Origin of the sequence: Kitasatospora sp. NPDC005856, from assembly GCF_040629945.1 — a bacterium.
Classification (GTDB): domain Bacteria; phylum Actinomycetota; class Actinomycetes; order Streptomycetales; family Streptomycetaceae; genus Kitasatospora.
Window position 1 is genome coordinate 41,782 of record NZ_JBEXWT010000015.1, and the last position, 14,720, is coordinate 56,501.

The following is a 14,720-nucleotide window of genomic DNA, read 5'->3' on the forward strand; positions in this document are numbered from 1 at the left end:
CCGCCATCAGGGAGGGCCCGGCTCCGACCAGCATGCCCGTGACGTCACGGGCGCCGACTCCGAGGGCGCGGGAGGACGGCAACACTCCCTCGGCGGCCTCCAGGACGACCTCGCCCACGAACTCCTCGGCCTCGACGACCTCGGCGAGCCGATCCAGTACCTGCTCCCGCTGGACCGCCCCGGCGCGGCATGAAGCCGGGACCCAGACCATTGGTGCTCCCGCCCCGCCGGCCTCATTCTGGAGCCGAAGGTCACCAAGGGGAGGCGGAGACCGGCGTGCTCGAGGCGGGGCCGTGCTCGCCGGTGGCCGGAGCCACGACCCGGCGGAACGGAGCTTGACGTGCGCGATGTGGCCGAGGGCGAACTGCGGCGGATCCGCGCCTTCCTGGCCGGATTCGCCCGGAGGCGGGCCGGTCGCACGGTCGAACTCCCCGGCGGGTTCGCGGTGTTCGACGACCGGTTCGCCGACTCGTGGTCGCACAACCAGGTCCTCGTCGACCGGGCCGAAGCGGAGCCGGCCGCCCTGCCCGGCCTGGTGGACGAGGTGATGGGCGAGCGGCCCTTCCGCCTCGTCACCGTCCTGGACGGGGCCTTCGGCGAGGCGTGCGGCGAGCCCTTCCGGCGGGCCGGGTACCGGCACAGCACCTACCTGGTGATGCAGCACACCGGCCCGGTGCCCACCCCCGACGACGGGCGGACCGTCGAGGAGGTCGATCTGGAGGCGATCCGGGCACCGCTCGCGGCGAGCTGGCGCGCGACGCTCCCGGAGGCCGGCGACGAGGTCATCCGGATGCTGGTCGACCGGCGCCGGGCCGACCGGCGCGGAGCCGAGCACGTCCGACTGCTCGGCGCCCGGACTCCGGACGGCGAGGTGGCCGCCTGGACGGACCTCTACCTCGAACCCGCCCTCGGAATCGCCCAGATCGAGGACCTGATGACAGCCGAGGCGCACCGGCGGCGCGGCCATGCCGACGCCGTCCTGGCCGGCGCGCTGCGCCGCGCGGCCGACGCGGACTGTGGCACCCGCTTCCTGATCGCGGAGTCCGACGACTGGCCTCGCCACTGGTACGCGCACCGCGGCTTCGAGGCCGTCGGACACACCCACGGCTTCGAACGCACCTGAGGCGGCCTCTCACGCCTGACCACCCGCCAGGACCGTGCTCACGCGCGGCCGAACCGAGCACGGGCGTCTCGGAGGGGTTCGGGCGCCGAGGGGCGCCGGTCAGCGGGAGTGGGAGGCGAGGCTGAGCAGCAGATGGGCGGACTCCGGATGCTGGAAGTCGGAGTGCGCCCCGGCGGGGTTGAGGCGGGTGGCGAGGCCGCCGCGGTAGACGTGGCCGGCATCGATGTTGACGATCGGGTGGTCCAGCTCGGTGTGCGGGTAGGGCGAGGACACCGGGCGGAGCCGGGCGGTGAACTGGGGCACCGGTGCGACGCTCGACCCGGAGTGGCCGATGCCGGGCAGGCCCTCGGCCCGCAGGTGCCAGAAGCCGGTGGCACGGTCCCAGCGGGAGTGGGTGAGCACCAGCGGCCCGCGCAGTGGCGCGCCGGGCCGGCCAGGACCGAGGAACAGCCGCGGGAACTGCCGGTCGAAGGCGTCGCGGGGCGCGGCCATCTGGAATATCAGGGCACTGTCCACGGTGAACGGCCGCGACGGGTCGCGCGGCCGGCTCCACCCCAGAACCGGCGGCCCGGCCGGCCGGTCGGCCGCGTACTGGACGGCTTCGCACAGGAAACGGCCGCCGAAGGAGTGGCCCACCAGATGCAGGTACTGGCCGTGGCGGTTGGCCAGGACGCGTGGTGCGTCCGGATTGCCGCGGCCGCCGTCGAGGTAGCCGAGGAGGTGGCCGAGGACCCGTCCGGCCTGGCCCCGGGCGCTCATGGCGTGGGCCCGGTCCCGGATCCGCCGGTAGCCGCCCGGTGAGGGCATGCTGGAGGACGGCCAGCGCACCACCACGCACCACGGGCGGAAGCCCGCCGCGAGCCCGGGGTACGCGGCGGGCGCGGCGCGGTGAAGGACGGCGGCGGCGTCGACGAGCGCGGTGGCCGAGCGGTCGGCGGCGGCCGGCCCGGTCTGCCAGCCGTGGACGTAGACGAAGAGGTCGGTCGCCCGGTCGGGGATGCGCAGGTGGCGGGCCAGGTGATCGGCGATCCGGGCCTCCGGAACCGGTGTGCCGGTCCCGGGCACGAGCAGGCGTCCGTGCTCGTCCAGGTCCACCGTGGCGGGGCGGACGGTCGAGCGGGGGGTGTCGCGGCGGTGCGCCGTCACGGGGTCAGCTCCAGGATGCTGTCGATGCCGCAGTGCAGGGAGTAGGCGAGGGCCAGCGGGTTGTGGAACTCGCGGGCGAACCACCGCACCAGCTGCTGGGTGATCTCGCCGGCGGTGAACTCGCCCGTGAGGTAGAGGTCGAGGAAGGCGAACGCGTACTCGGCGGCGAACTCCTGGGGGATCTGGATCTGCGGGCCGAGCACGCCGTCCGCACCGAGGTCGACCAGCGCCCGGCCCAGGTGCTCCAGTTCGGACGCCGCCGACTGCCCGGTGTGGCAGGCGTTCAGCAGCACGAACGGCCGGAACACGGCCTCGGGCGTGTTGAGGTGGCGCCGGCGGCGCTGGCGCACCAGGTCGGCGTCGATGTGGCGGTCGTCGGTGAGCCGGACGGTGAGCTGCTCGTACGGGGAGTCGTTGCCGACGAACTGGCCGTGGCACCAGAAGTACATGACGTCCTCGTCCAGTACCGCGCAGGACAGCGCCTCCAGCAGGAGGTCCGACTCGGTGCGCACGGTGAGGTGCGAGCGGTCCTCCAGGAGCTTGCGGACCTCGGGTGCGCGGCCGACACCGGTGAGTTGGTCGTCGGTGTTGAGGCTGGTGATCGGCCTGGTCCGGGCCGGGTACGGCGCCTGGATCGCCGGGTAGGCGGCGCCGGTCTGCTCGACCTGGTGGCGGTGGCCGAGGAAGTCGGCCCAGTCGTCCGGATGGCTGTCGCCGACGGCGAGCATGGGCCACGGCAGGTGGAGATCCGAGTCGAAGCTGATCCGCAGTGCTCCGTGCTCGGTGAGCGTGCGGATGAGGTACTCGCGGAAGACCACCAGGTCGGGGCCGGTGCCGTCGAGCATCATGTCCATGAAGTACCGCCCCTCCTCGGCCAGTTCGGCGACCTGGCGTTCGGCGACCTCGGCCAGCGGGGTGAAGTCGACACCGGTCGCGAAGGGGTAGGGGGCCCGCGGGTCGGGGTCGTACTCGACCAGGCGGTCGCGCCAGACGGTGCGCAGCCGAGCGGCCCTGGCGAGCAGCGCGGGCGCGGAGATCTCCAGCCGGGCCCAGTGGGTGCGGGTCCTGGGGGAGCGCTCGCCGGGGCGGAAGGCGGAGACGTACAGCTGGTCACCGTGACGGCGGAGCGTCACCACGAGGTCGAGCGGGGTCGGGCCCTTGGACGGGAGGTCCCCGGCGGGGTTGTACGGGCCGGCCTGCCGGGGCAGGCGGGTGTAGTCGGCGGAGGGATTCTGCCGAACGATGACGGGGAGGTCCCGGGGCACGTCGGTTACTCCTGCTCCTGGGCTCGGGCTTCGGTTCGGGCGGGGGCCGCTTCGAGTGCGTCCATGACGGTGGATCCGGGGACGTCCACGACGGCGGACAGGTCCTGGAGCACGGCGCCGTGGCTCTGGTCGAAGACGGTGATCCGGACGGTGTGCGGGCCGGGCGCGGCCGGGGTGAGTGCGAACCGGGCGGGCTCGCCGGCCGGGAGGTACTCGGCCACGGGCGGGTCGATCCCGGCTCCCGGGCTGACGGCGGCCACCAGCCGCAGGGCCGGCAGTGCGGCGGGGTCGGCCCCCGGGTCGTCGGCGGGCTCGACACGCAGCTCCAACCGCGTGGTGGTGCCCACGGCGGGGTCCTCCAGCAGGGTGAGCCGGGGACGCCAGGCGGCGCCGGGCGGTGTGGGCCGGAAGGAGCGGTGCATCGAGCCGCGCGAGCGGCGCATCAGCAGCGGGGCGGGGGCGGGCCTCGGGACGGCGGGTGCGGCGGAGGGCGTCACGGACGGGGTGTCGTCGGCCGGCCGGGCGAGCGCGGCACGGCTCTCCTCGATGAGGGGGTGCCCCGGGTCCATCAGCGCCTCGCGCCCGGCGCACACGGCCGCCAGGAGCTCGTGGGCGGCGTCGGGGCGCCCGGCCGCGGCGAGCGCCTGGGCCAGGCCGACGGCGAGGGTGGGGAAGACCGGGGTCTGGTCGCAGCGTTCGGCCCCGATCGACACGGCGACGTCCTGGGCCTCCCGATGGCCGTCGGTGAGCAGGGCGGTGGCCGAGGAGAAGTCCGCCACGGGGAGGACGTCCGCGAGGATCTGCTCGTAGACCCGGACCGCTCCTGGTGCGTCGCCGGCCCGGAAGCGCGCGTAGGCGAGGCTCAGGCGGATGTCCAGGGTGGCGAACGCGCGCGGGCCGCGGCTTGCCAGACAGATCTCGGTGAGCTCCTCCAGCCGGACCACGGCGCGCAGCGGCCGGGATCCGAGTGCCAACAGGAGTGCGTGGGTGTCGCGGGCGCAGAGCGTCGTGTCGTCGACGGCTCCGAACGCCTCGAGGGCGGCCACGAGATCGGATGCCGTCCGCACCGCCTCGTCGTGCTGTCCGTCCTGATGCCGGGCGACGGCCAGCATGCTGCCGACGTAGCCGAGCAGGGGCAGCCCGGGGTCGTCGAGACCGGTCAAGCCGGCCATCAGCGGTGACAGTTCGGCGATCACGGTCTGGTGATCGCCGGAGTACAGGAGCGCGCAGGCCCGGCGGATCCGGAGCCACCCGGGCAGGTGGTGTTCCGGCCCGAGCGCCTCGTCGGCGACGGCGATCGCCTCCCGGGCCTGGGCGGCGGCGTCGGTGAGGCGACCGGCGTCCAGGTGATTCAGCGCGATGCTGTCCCGGAGGTCCAGGGTGTCCGGGTGGTCGGCGCCGAGGACCCGGGTGTGGTCGGCCAGGAGCTCCCGGAAGAGCGCGTCGGCCTGCTCGTGGCGCCACGCGAGGCGGTGAGCGTCGGCCAGGGTGTGACGGGCGGCCAGGGAAGCGGGGTGGTCTGCGCCGTGGACGCGCGTGTGATCGGCGACGAGTCGCTGTCGGGCGAGGATCTCCTCGTGCTGGCGACCGGCGTAGCGGTGGGTGAGCGCGAGTTCGGCCCGGGCGGCGAGGACGTCCGCGTGATCGGGGCCCTGGATCCGGATCCGGTCGGAGATCAGGACCGTCAGCAGGTGGGCGGCACGGTCGAGTTCACCGGTCGACCGGAGGATCTGGGCCAGTTGGGAGCGGGCAGTGAGGGTGTCCGGGTGCTCCGGGCCCAGGATCCGGGCGAGATCATCGGCCACCCGTTGGCGTTCGGTGACCGCCTGGAGGTACATCCCTGCCGCATGGCAGTCGGCGGCGAGGCCGCTTCGGGTGTCGATCGTCTGCGAGTGGTCGGGCCCCTGGAGCCTGATCCGGTCGCGCAGCAGCGCCTCGGTGAGCTCGATGCTGCTCAGGTGGTTGCCGGAGGTCCGGTGGATCCACGCCAGGAGGGAGCGGGTGTCGAGGGTGTCCGGGTGGTCGGGGCCGTCGACCCGGGTGCGGTCCGCGAGCAGGGCCGTGCACAGGTGGAGTGCCTTTTGCAGGTCACCGGCCGCACGACACTCGGAGGCCTGGGACCAGCGGGTGCCCAGGGTGGTCGTGTGGTCGGGGCCGAGCACGCGGGCCCGGTCGGCGGCCACCACCCCGAAGAGCTCGCTCGCGCGCCGATGATGGCCCGCGTCACGCTGCGCGGCGGCCTGCCACCATCTGGTGTCGATCACTCCGGGGTGGTCCGGGCCCTCCACGCGCTCCCGGTCGGCCAGCAGGGCCTGGTAGAGCTGCTCGGCGGCGCGGTGGTCGCCTGCCGCGACGACCGACCGGGTGAGGCTGAGCCTGGCGTTCAGCGTGGTCTGGTGGTCCGGGCCGAGAGTCCGGAGGCAGTCGGCGACGAGGGCCCGGAACAGGTCCACCGCGCGGCCGGGGTCGCCGGACTCCCGATGGGTGCGGGCCAGGCCGAAGCGGGTGTCGAGGGTCGTGCCGTGGTCCGGGCCCAGGACCCGGCACAGGTCGGGGACGAGGCGGTCGTAGAGGTCCACCGCGCGCCCGAAGTCCTTTGCTTCGCGGTGGGTGTAGGCGAGCGATCCTCGGGTCCCGAGGGTGTCCGGGTGGTCGGGGCCCTGGACCTTCGTCCGGTCGGCCACCAGGCTGACGTAGAGCTCGATCGCGCGGCGGTGCTCGCCCGCTTCCTCGGTCGCGGAGGCGAGGGAGTCGCGGCAGTCCAGCGTCGAAGGGTGGTCGGTTCCGAGGAAGCGGGTGCAGTCGGCGAGCAGTTCCTGGAAGAGACCGAGGGCCTGCTGTTGGTCGTGCGCGTGCAAGGCGGCCCATGCCAGGCCCTTGCGGACCGAGAGGGTGCTGGAGTGCTCGGGGCCGAGGACCCGATCGAAGTCGGCCACCAGCGGGGTGTACCGCTCCACGGCGCGGTAGTGGTCACCCGTCTGGGCATGGCCGATCGCCTCCCACCAGCGGTAGACGAGGGTGTCGGGGTGGTCGGGACCCAGCACCCGGTCCTGGTCGGCGGCCAGCTCGGCGTAGAGCATCGCGGCCCGGGGGCCGTCGGCGGCCTTGGTGAAGGCGTTCGCGTACTGCCAACGGGCGTGGAGAGTGCTCGCGTGGTCGGGGCCGTGGAGCCGGGTCCGGTCCGCCACGAGCCGGTCGAACAGCTCGATCGCCTGCCGGTGGTCACCGGCGCCGGAGAACGCCTGCGCCAGTCGTGCCCGTGTGCTCAGGGTCTCGGGGTGGACCGGTCCCTTGATGCGGGAACGGTCGGCCAGGAGCGCTCGGTAGATCGCGACGGCGCCCCGGTGGTCCCCCGCCTCCTGGTGACTGTCGCCGAGCCAGTAGCGGGTCATCAGGGTGAGCGGATGGTCGGGGCCCTGGATCCTGGCGCGATCGCTCGCGAGCGTGTCGTAGAGCTCCGCGGCGCGGCGGTGGGCGTCGGCGTCCCCGTGCGCTGACGCGAGCCAGAAGCGGGCGTTGAGCGTGCCCGGGTGATCCGGGCCCAGGGCACGACCGTAGTCGGTGACCGCCTGCTCCGAGAGTTCGAGGGCGAGGCGGTGGTGCCCGGCATCGCGGTGTGCCCGGGCCAGGTCGAGTCGGGCACCGAGGGTGTGCGGGTGGTCGGGGCCCTCGATCCGGTGGCGCTCGGCGGCGAGGTGCTCCCGTTCGGCGAGGGCCTGCCGGTAGTGGCCTGCCTCCTGCAGGGCGTAGGCGAGGCCCTTGCGGGCTTCGAGCGTGTGGGAGTGGTCGGGGCCGTGCACTCCGGTGCGGTCGATCAGTAGCTGTTCCCGCAGGTGTACGGCGTGACGGTAGTTCCCGGCCTTGCCGTGGAGCCAGGCCTGCCAGCCACGGGTGCGCAGGACCGCGGGATGGTCGGGCGCCAGCGCCAGCGCCCGGTCGGCGACGATCTCATCGCACAGCGCCGCTGCGCGTCGGTGGTCGCCCACACCGCTGAGCGTCCTGGCCACGGCGAGGCGGGTGTCGAAGGTCCTGACGTGTTCGGGGCCGTGGAGCCGTCGGTGCTCGGCCAGGAGCTGCTCGTGAACGGCGAGTGCCTCGTGCGGTCGGCCGGCGGTGTGCAGCGCCCAGGCGAGGTTGGCGCGTTCGTCCAGGGTGTGCGGGTGCTCGGGGCCCTGGATCCGGAGCCGGTCGGCCACCAGGATCTCCAGTTCCTCGACTTCGAGTTCCGGGGATCCGGCCGCGCCCAGCGCGTTCCCCAGGTAGCTGCGCTCGTTCAGGGTGTCGGGGTGGGTGGCGCCCTGGATGTGGGTGCGGTCGCGGACCAGGGCGCGGTGCTGTTCGACCGCGGTGCGAGGAGCGCCCGCGTCCTGGTGCGCCAGGGCCAGCGCGGACCGGGCGTCGAGGGTCTGGGGGTGGTCGGGGCCGAGCACCCGGGCGTGGTCGGCGGCCAGTCGAGTGAACTCGTCGACCGCGATGGCGGGTTGGCCGGAATGCCGGTGGAGCTCGGCCAGCCGTGCACGGGTGTGGAGGGTCTGCGGGTGGTCCGCGCCCTGCACCCGGGTGCGGTCCGCGACCACGGCCGCGTACGCGGCGACGGCTGCCGGGAAGTCACCGGTCTCGGCGAGCGCGGCGGCGTGCCAGCCGCGGCTGTTCAAGGTGTCGGAGTGGTCCGTGCCGAGGAGCCGGGTACGGTCGGCGAGAACCCTCTCGTACAGGGCGATCGCCCATCGGTGCCGCCCGGCCGCGAGTCGGGCGAACGCGAGCCCGCTCCGGTGGGTCAGGACGTCCGGATGGTCGGCCCCGAGTGCCTCCTCGGCGTCTGCCAGGAGCCGCTCGAACTCCGCCACCGCGGCGGGGTGTTGACCGGCCACCTGGAGCGCGTAGGCGAGGGCGGAGCGACTGCGCAGGGTGTCGTCGTGATCGGGGCCCAGGACGCGGGCGCGCTCGGCCACGAGGGTACGGAACTCCTCGATCGACTCGGAGTGCCGACCCGCCTTGCGGCAGGCGTTCGCGAGGGTGTGCCGGTCGGCGAGGGTGTCCGGGTGGTCGTGGCCCTGGACCCGGGTGCGCCGGGCGACCACGTCCCGGCACAGGTCGACCGCCCGGGCCGGGTCGCCCGCGTGGGTGTACAGCGAACCGAGCCGGCCGAGGGCGGTGAGGGTGTCCGGGTGGTCGGCGCCCAGCAGTCGGGTCCGGCCGTCGGCCACGGCCGTGACCAGGGGGATGGCGAAGACCTGCTGCGCGCGGTCGGTGAGCTCCGCCGCGGCCAGTGCGTAGAGCGCGACGGCCTCCGCGGTCGCCTCCTCCGAGGGGCCGGTGGAGGCGAGTTCGCGGATGTGCGGCAGCAGGGCCCGGCGCAGCTCCGGGCCGGCGTCCTCCCAGAGCCGGGCGGCCGTGTGGGCGAGGTGTGACTCCGCCCGTTGCCGCAGCCGGCGGGCGCCGTCGGAGCCGCGCAGTACGGCCTGCAGCAGCCGGTGCACGGCGACGGTGTCGCCGAGGGTGATCAGGTTGTAGTCGGCCAGCAGCCGCAGGGCGGCGTCGACCTCCTCGGTCCGGCGGGACCCGAACGGGGTGAGCACCTCGCGGGGCAGCGCCTCGGGGGCGTACCAGGCCAGGGTCCGCAGCAGCTCGACGGCGAAGGGTGCGGCGTGCTGAACGGTGCGCAGTGTGGTCTGCCAGAGCCGGGCGACGGTGTCCACCGAGCCCGGATCGGAGCCGGGCCCGGTCGGGCTGGTGCTGTGCAGCAGCTCGCGGTAGGCGCCGAAGGTGGTGCCGGTCTGCTGGACGTACGCGCCGGCCTGGGCGAGTGCCAGCGGCAGGTGGCCGAGTTCGTCGGCGAGCGCACGGGCCTCGTCCCGCTCGGCCGGGTCGACGTCGATGCTCGGGTACGCGGTGCCGCACAGGAGGCGGGCCGCCTCCGGGGCGCCCAGGACGTCGATGTGGACCGGCCGGATGCCGGGGTGCCATCCGCCCGCGCGGCGACTGGTGACCAACTGGTGGCCACAGCCGAGCAGTCGTCCGAGGTAGGGGGCGAGGTGCGCCGGATCCTCGGCGTTGTCGTAGACGAGCAGCCAGCGGTCGTGGGTGCGCAGCCAGGTGAGGGCCCATTCGACCTGCTGGCCGGGCGGGGCGGTGAGGGCCCAGGCGGGGTGGAGGTGGACGGCGAGCCCGGCGAAGGCCTCGGCGAGCTGCTCCTCCGATTCGGCGGTGATCCACCAGACCAGCCGGTACTGCTCGGCCGCCGCCTGCCGGTGGGCGTAGTGCAGGGCCAGGGTGGTCTTGCCGACGCCGCCGAGGCCGTGCAGCGTGGTGGCCTGGGTGACCAGGCCGCCGCCCCGGCCGCGGGCGAGGGCCTTGGTGACGGCGCGCAACTCGGCTTCCCGGCCGACGAGTCGGCCGGCCGAGTGGGGCGGAAGGTTGGGCGTCGGCGTGGTCGGCTCGACGGTGAGCGCGGCCTGCGCCGCCTCGGGCGGCAGGACGGCGGCGTGGGGGTCGCCGGAGGCGGCCGAGGACGAGGTGGGGCGGCGCCGCTGCTCGAAGGGCTCCGGGTCGGGCAGGCCGCCCTCGGGTCGGACGTGTGCCGTCATCGACATCAACACTTCGGTGCCCTCATCCATCCCCGCTGCCGGTTCCGCGAGCCCACCGTAGTGGTGCGCGGGCGGTGTGTCAGGGAAATCGCCGAAGGATCCTCAGTCGGCCAGCCCCAGTGGGTCCGGTGCGGGGTCAAGGAGTCGGGGGCCGTTGTTGCGGACGCTGTTGACGGTGGTGGGGACCGCGCGGACGCGCAGGTCACCGTCGGCGGGGCGGCGCAGCAGGTGGTGGAGTTCGGCGGGGTCGGTGTGGGCGGGGGAGAGCCAGGTGGGGAGGTCGTCGGGGGCGATGGTCAGGGGCATCCGGTCGTGGATGCGGCCGGCGGAGTCGGTGGCGTCGGTGGTGATGACCGTGGCGGTGGCCAGCCAGGCGAGCGGGTCGTCCTCGGGGCGGGTGCGGTCGCGCCAGAACTCGTAGAGGCCGGCCATCAGCATCACGCCGCCGGTGCTGAGGAAGTACGGCTGCTTGTACTTCTTGTGGTCGGCGCCGGCGGGGACCTCACGCCACTCGAAGTAGCCGTCGGCGGGGATGACGCAGCGGCGGGCGGTGAAGGCCTTGCGGAAGGCGGGCTTGGTGTCGACGGTCTCCGAGCGGGCGTTGATCATGCGGGCGCCGCCCGACGGATCCTTGGACCAGGAGGGCACCAAACCCCAGCGCAGTGGGCGCAGTTGGCGCAGCACCTCGCCGGTGTCCCGGTCGACGCGTTCCAGGACGGCCGGCACCGGGTCGGTCGGGGCGACGTTCCAGCTGGGGGCGAAGGTCTCGGCCGGGTCCCAGCGGAGCTCTCCGAGCAGCGAGACGAGGTCCTGGGGCGTGGTGGTGGAGACGAAGCGACCGCACATGCCCCCAGCCTCCCACGTCGCAGGGGCACCAAACGTTCAACGGGGCGCCTGCGCGCCCGGGGTGTGGCCGAAGGCGCGGCGGGCACCGCGGCGCTGGTGGTGCTGTACGCGGGCGGCGCGGTGGGGTCGGTGCTGGGCGGCGCGCTGGCGGACCGGTGGGGGCGGGTCGCGGTGTCCCGCTGGTCGTACCCGGTGGCGGCGGTCGCGGTGGCCGGGCTGCTGCTGGTACCGGGTCCGGTGCTGTACCTGTTCGTGGCGCTGGCCTCGGCGGGGCTGTACGTGCTGTTCTCGTTGCAGGTCACCCTCGGGCGACGGTCAGCGTCGGCGGCCTGGCGAGCCCCGTGATCGGCGCTCTCGCGGACGCGACCTCGCTGCGCACGGCACTGCTGCCGCTGGTGCTGATGCCGGTGCTGAGCTGGGTGCTGTTCCGGACGCTGCCGGAGCTGGTGCTCCCGGTGCCCGCCGGGTCCGAGGCGGCGGCGGCGACGTGGGTGGCACCGGTCAGGAAGTGACCGCCGCGACGACCTCCGCGTAGGCGTCGAACAGCCGGGGCGTGCCCGGCTTGCGGTCGGCGAGCAGCAGGGCCCAGCAGCGGGCGACCAGCGTGCGGGCCTCGGCGCCGGGCCAGGGCCGCGGCAGCAGCTCCGGGGGCAGTAGCGGGTCCGGCTCGGTGGCCTCGGTGAAGACGGCGGCCAACTCGACGGCCACGGTGAGTAGTTCGGTCTCCGACAGGCTGCCCGCGGTGAGCCGGGCGAGCTGCTCGGCGGCGAAGGCGGCCAGGCGCCGGTGGCCCTCGGCGAGCTCCTCCAGCGGCCACCAGTGACGGGCGAGTTCCCGGGGGTCCGCGGTGTCGCCGGTGTGCAGGTCGCGGGTGCCGAGCAGGGTGAGGTTGCCGAGGACGCCCAGGGCGCCGGCCGCCTCCCGGACGTCCGGCTCCCAGGGGTGCGGCGAGACGTAGAGCCCGTTCTGCACGGGGGCGCCGCCGAGCCGCAGCAGGGTCTCGCGCAGTGCGTCGCGGGCGGTGCGCTCGCGCTCGGGGACGGCGAATCCGGCCAGGTGCCAGACGCCGTCCCAGGGGGCCTCGCCCCGGTCCTGGGCGTACATCAGGGCGAGGTGCTCGACGTCGGGTTCGATCTCCCGTCGGGTCGTGGCGGTGGCACGCAGCAGCGCCCGGCGGCCGCGGCCCTCCTGGACGAATCGGCCGTCGGCGGTGAGGCGCTTGATGGTCAGCCGGACCTGCTGGTCGCTCATGCCGAGCCGGCCGGCCACGGCGTAGAGGTCGCCGCAGTCGACCGTTCCGTCGGCACGGACCATCGCGTCCACCAGCACCCGGGTGGGGATCTCCTGCATGACGATCATCCTAGTGCGTTCATCTCTGATACGGTCGTTTTCAGAACGATCGATGGGCAAGTGAACGATATGGAGGCGACGAAGGCGATGAAGAGAGCCAAGACGACGAAGACGCCGGGCAAGCGCCGTCGCCTCTGGGGATCCCTGCTGGCCGTGGCCGTGCTGCTGGCCGGCGCGGGCGGCTGGGTGGTGTACCAGAACGAGTACGACCTCACCGAGGAGCGGGTCACCGTCACCGGCGGCAAGCAGCCGCTCCAGGGGGTGCTGGCCCGCCCGAGCGGCGGCCACGGACCGTACGGACTGGTGGTCTTCGTCCACGGCGACGGACCCATGGACGCGACCCACGACACCTTCTACCGGCCGCTCTGGGAGGCCATGGCCAAGGCCGGATACGCGACGCTGTCCTGGGACAAGCCCGGCGTCAACCATGCCCCCGGCAACTGGCTCGACCAGAGCCTCCAGGACCGCGCCGACGAGACCCTCGCCGCGATCCGGTGGGCCAAGGCCCAGCCCGGCATCGACCCGGACCGGATCGGACTCTGGGGCGCCAGCCAGGCCGGCTGGGTGATGCCCAAGGCCGCCCGGCAGTCCCCGGACGTGAAGTTCGTGATCGCCGTCGGCCCCGCCGTCAACTGGCTCCGGCAGGGCCGCTACAACCTGCTCGCCGAGCTCCGGGAACGGCACGCCTCGCCCGAGGAGACCGCCGCCGCCGTCGACCGCAGCGACCGGAACCTGGCCGCCCTGCGGACCGCCGGAACCTTCGAGCAGTACCGGGCCGCCGGCGGCGACGTCCAGGGGCTGACCCCCGAACGCTGGGCGTTCAACAAGCGCAACCACCTCGCCGACGCCACCGAGGACCTCGCCGCCCTGCGGGTTCCCGTGCAGCTCGTCCTCGGCGGCCGGGACGTCAACGTCGACAGCGACGACACCGAGGCCGGCTACCGCCGCCTCGTCACCACCCCGGGCCTGCTCCAGGTCCTGCGCTTCCCCGACGCCACCCACAACATCGTGCCCAAGGACGTCGAGGACTCCGAACTGCGCAGCACCCTCCTCGCCATCGCCGCCCCGCGCTCGCTGTTCGCCCCCGGCTACCTCGACGGCATGCGGAACTTCCTGACCTCGCTCGACCACCGGAAGGGCTGACCCACGATGAGACTGCTCGCCCTCGGCGGAGCCGGCGCGATGGGCCGGGTCGCCGCCCGGGTCGCGGCCGCACTGCCCGGCGTCCACGAACTGGTGATCGCCGACCGCGACCTCGACGCCGCCCGCCACGCCGCCGCCGCAATCGCCACCGGCTCACCGGTGCCCGTCCGCGCGAGCCGGGTCGACGTCACGAACGGCCCGCGGCTGCGCTCCGCCCTCGCGGACGCCGACGCCGTGCTGAACACCGTCGGCCCGTACTACCGCTACGGCCTCGACGTGCTGCGCGCCGCGATCCGCACCGGCACCCACTACCTGGACATCTGCGACGACTGGGAACCCACCGTCGCGATGCTGGAACTGGACGGGGAGGCCCGCGCCGCCGGAGTGCGCGCCGTGCTCGGCATGGGCGCCAGTCCCGGCGTCAGCAACCTGCTCGCCGCCCGGGCCGCCGCCCGCCTCGACACCCTGACCGACGTGTACACCGCCTGGCCGGTGGACGTCGGCGAACGGCCCGACACCTCCCGGCCCGACACCTCCCGGCCCGCGACCTCCGAGCCCGCGACCCCGCCGACCGACAGCCCGCCCGCCGACACCTCGCTGCGCGACGCGAACGGCGCGATCTCGGCCGCCGCCGTGCACTGGATGCAGCAGATCAGCGGCACTGTCGCGGCCGTGGAAGGCGGCCGGCTGGTCCGGCGGCCCCCGCTGCGCCCGGTCACCCTCGACCTGCCCGGCGGCCACCGCGGCACCGCCTACACCGTCGGCCACCCCGAGCCGGTCACCCTGCACCGCAGCCTGCGGCCCGGCGGCGACGCGGCCAACCTGATGGTGGTGACCGTCGGCACCGCCGCCTACCTGGACGTGCTGCGCACCGACCTCGACGCCGGACGGCTGACCAACGAGAGCGCCGCCGCCGACCTCGACCGCCCCACCGTGCGCCGCACCCTGCGCGCGGCCGCCCGCGCCCCCAGGCTGCGGGGCCCGGGCACCCTCCCGCCGTTCTTCGCCGCCGCCACCGGAACGCGTGACGGCCGCCCGGCCGTGGCGCTCGCCCGGCTGACCGGCGCGGAGCGGTTGCTGGCGGACATGGCGGAAGCCACCGGCGTCCCGGCGGGGCTGGGGCTGGCACAGCTGCTGGACGGCACGGTACGGCCGGCCGGGGTGCACCCGCCGGAGGCGGTGATCGACGGGGAGCGGTTCTTCGCCGATCTGGCGAGGGAGTGCCCGGGAGTGACCGTGGTGGAGGACCTGTAGGCCGGG

General features: G+C 74.4%; 8 protein-coding genes and 1 pseudogene. 4 read left to right on the forward strand and 5 right to left on the reverse strand.

Annotated elements, in window-relative coordinates:
• Positions 1-340: 340 nt before the first annotated feature.
• Positions 341-1,123 carry a GNAT family N-acetyltransferase gene (locus ABZ449_RS12270; protein ID WP_360344401.1) on the forward strand — a complete coding sequence of 261 codons (783 nt, stop codon included), beginning with the start codon at positions 341-343 and terminating at the stop codon, positions 1,121-1,123.
• Positions 1,124-1,222: 99 nt separating this feature from the next.
• Here ABZ449_RS12270 and ABZ449_RS12275 read toward each other — a convergent pair whose 3' ends face one another.
• The 4 genes from ABZ449_RS12275 to ABZ449_RS12290 all read right to left on the reverse strand — a co-directional run bounded on the left by ABZ449_RS12275 (position 1,223) and on the right by ABZ449_RS12290 (position 10,967).
• The gene (locus tag ABZ449_RS12275) at positions 1,223-2,269 is read right to left on the reverse strand and encodes a hypothetical protein (RefSeq protein ID WP_360344404.1); all 1,047 of its coding nucleotides are present in this window, start codon (positions 2,267-2,269) and stop codon (positions 1,223-1,225) included.
• The gene (locus ABZ449_RS12280) at positions 2,266-3,534 is read right to left on the reverse strand and encodes a CHAT domain-containing protein (RefSeq protein WP_360344407.1); all 1,269 of its coding nucleotides are present in this window, start codon (positions 3,532-3,534) and stop codon (positions 2,266-2,268) included. Before ABZ449_RS12280 ends, ABZ449_RS12275 begins: the two co-directional genes overlap by 4 nt.
• A 5-nt stretch (positions 3,535-3,539) precedes the next feature.
• Positions 3,540-10,121: an FxSxx-COOH system tetratricopeptide repeat protein gene (gene fxsT, locus ABZ449_RS12285; protein WP_360344410.1), complete on the reverse strand. Its 6,582-nt coding sequence runs from the start codon at positions 10,119-10,121 to the stop codon at positions 3,540-3,542.
• 102 nt (positions 10,122-10,223) lie between these two features.
• Complete coding sequence (locus ABZ449_RS12290; RefSeq protein WP_360344413.1) at positions 10,224-10,967, reverse strand: SOS response-associated peptidase; 744 nt, start codon at positions 10,965-10,967, stop codon at positions 10,224-10,226.
• A 75-nt stretch (positions 10,968-11,042) separates the two neighbouring features.
• On the opposite strand from ABZ449_RS12290, the pseudogene ABZ449_RS12295 reads away from it, so the two are divergent.
• A pseudogene (locus ABZ449_RS12295) lies at positions 11,043-11,479 on the forward strand (MFS transporter); the annotation flags it as partial.
• On the opposite strand, the gene ABZ449_RS12300 reads toward ABZ449_RS12295, so the two are convergent.
• Entirely contained in the window at positions 11,469-12,317 is an 849-nt protein-coding gene (locus ABZ449_RS12300) for a PaaX family transcriptional regulator C-terminal domain-containing protein (RefSeq protein ID WP_360344416.1), read from the reverse strand. The pseudogene ABZ449_RS12295 and the gene ABZ449_RS12300 sit on opposite strands and share 11 nt — an antisense overlap.
• Before the next feature lie 87 nt (positions 12,318-12,404).
• Between ABZ449_RS12300 and ABZ449_RS12305 the strand changes: the two genes are divergently transcribed.
• Both ABZ449_RS12305 and ABZ449_RS12310 read left to right on the forward strand, forming a co-directional pair.
• Positions 12,405-13,460: an alpha/beta hydrolase gene (locus ABZ449_RS12305; RefSeq protein WP_360344419.1), complete on the forward strand. Its 1,056-nt coding sequence runs from the start codon at positions 12,405-12,407 to the stop codon at positions 13,458-13,460.
• Between the two features lie 6 nt (positions 13,461-13,466).
• Entirely contained in the window at positions 13,467-14,714 is a 1,248-nt protein-coding gene (locus tag ABZ449_RS12310; RefSeq protein ID WP_360344422.1) for a saccharopine dehydrogenase NADP-binding domain-containing protein, read from the forward strand.
• Positions 14,715-14,720: the final 6 nt, after the last annotated feature.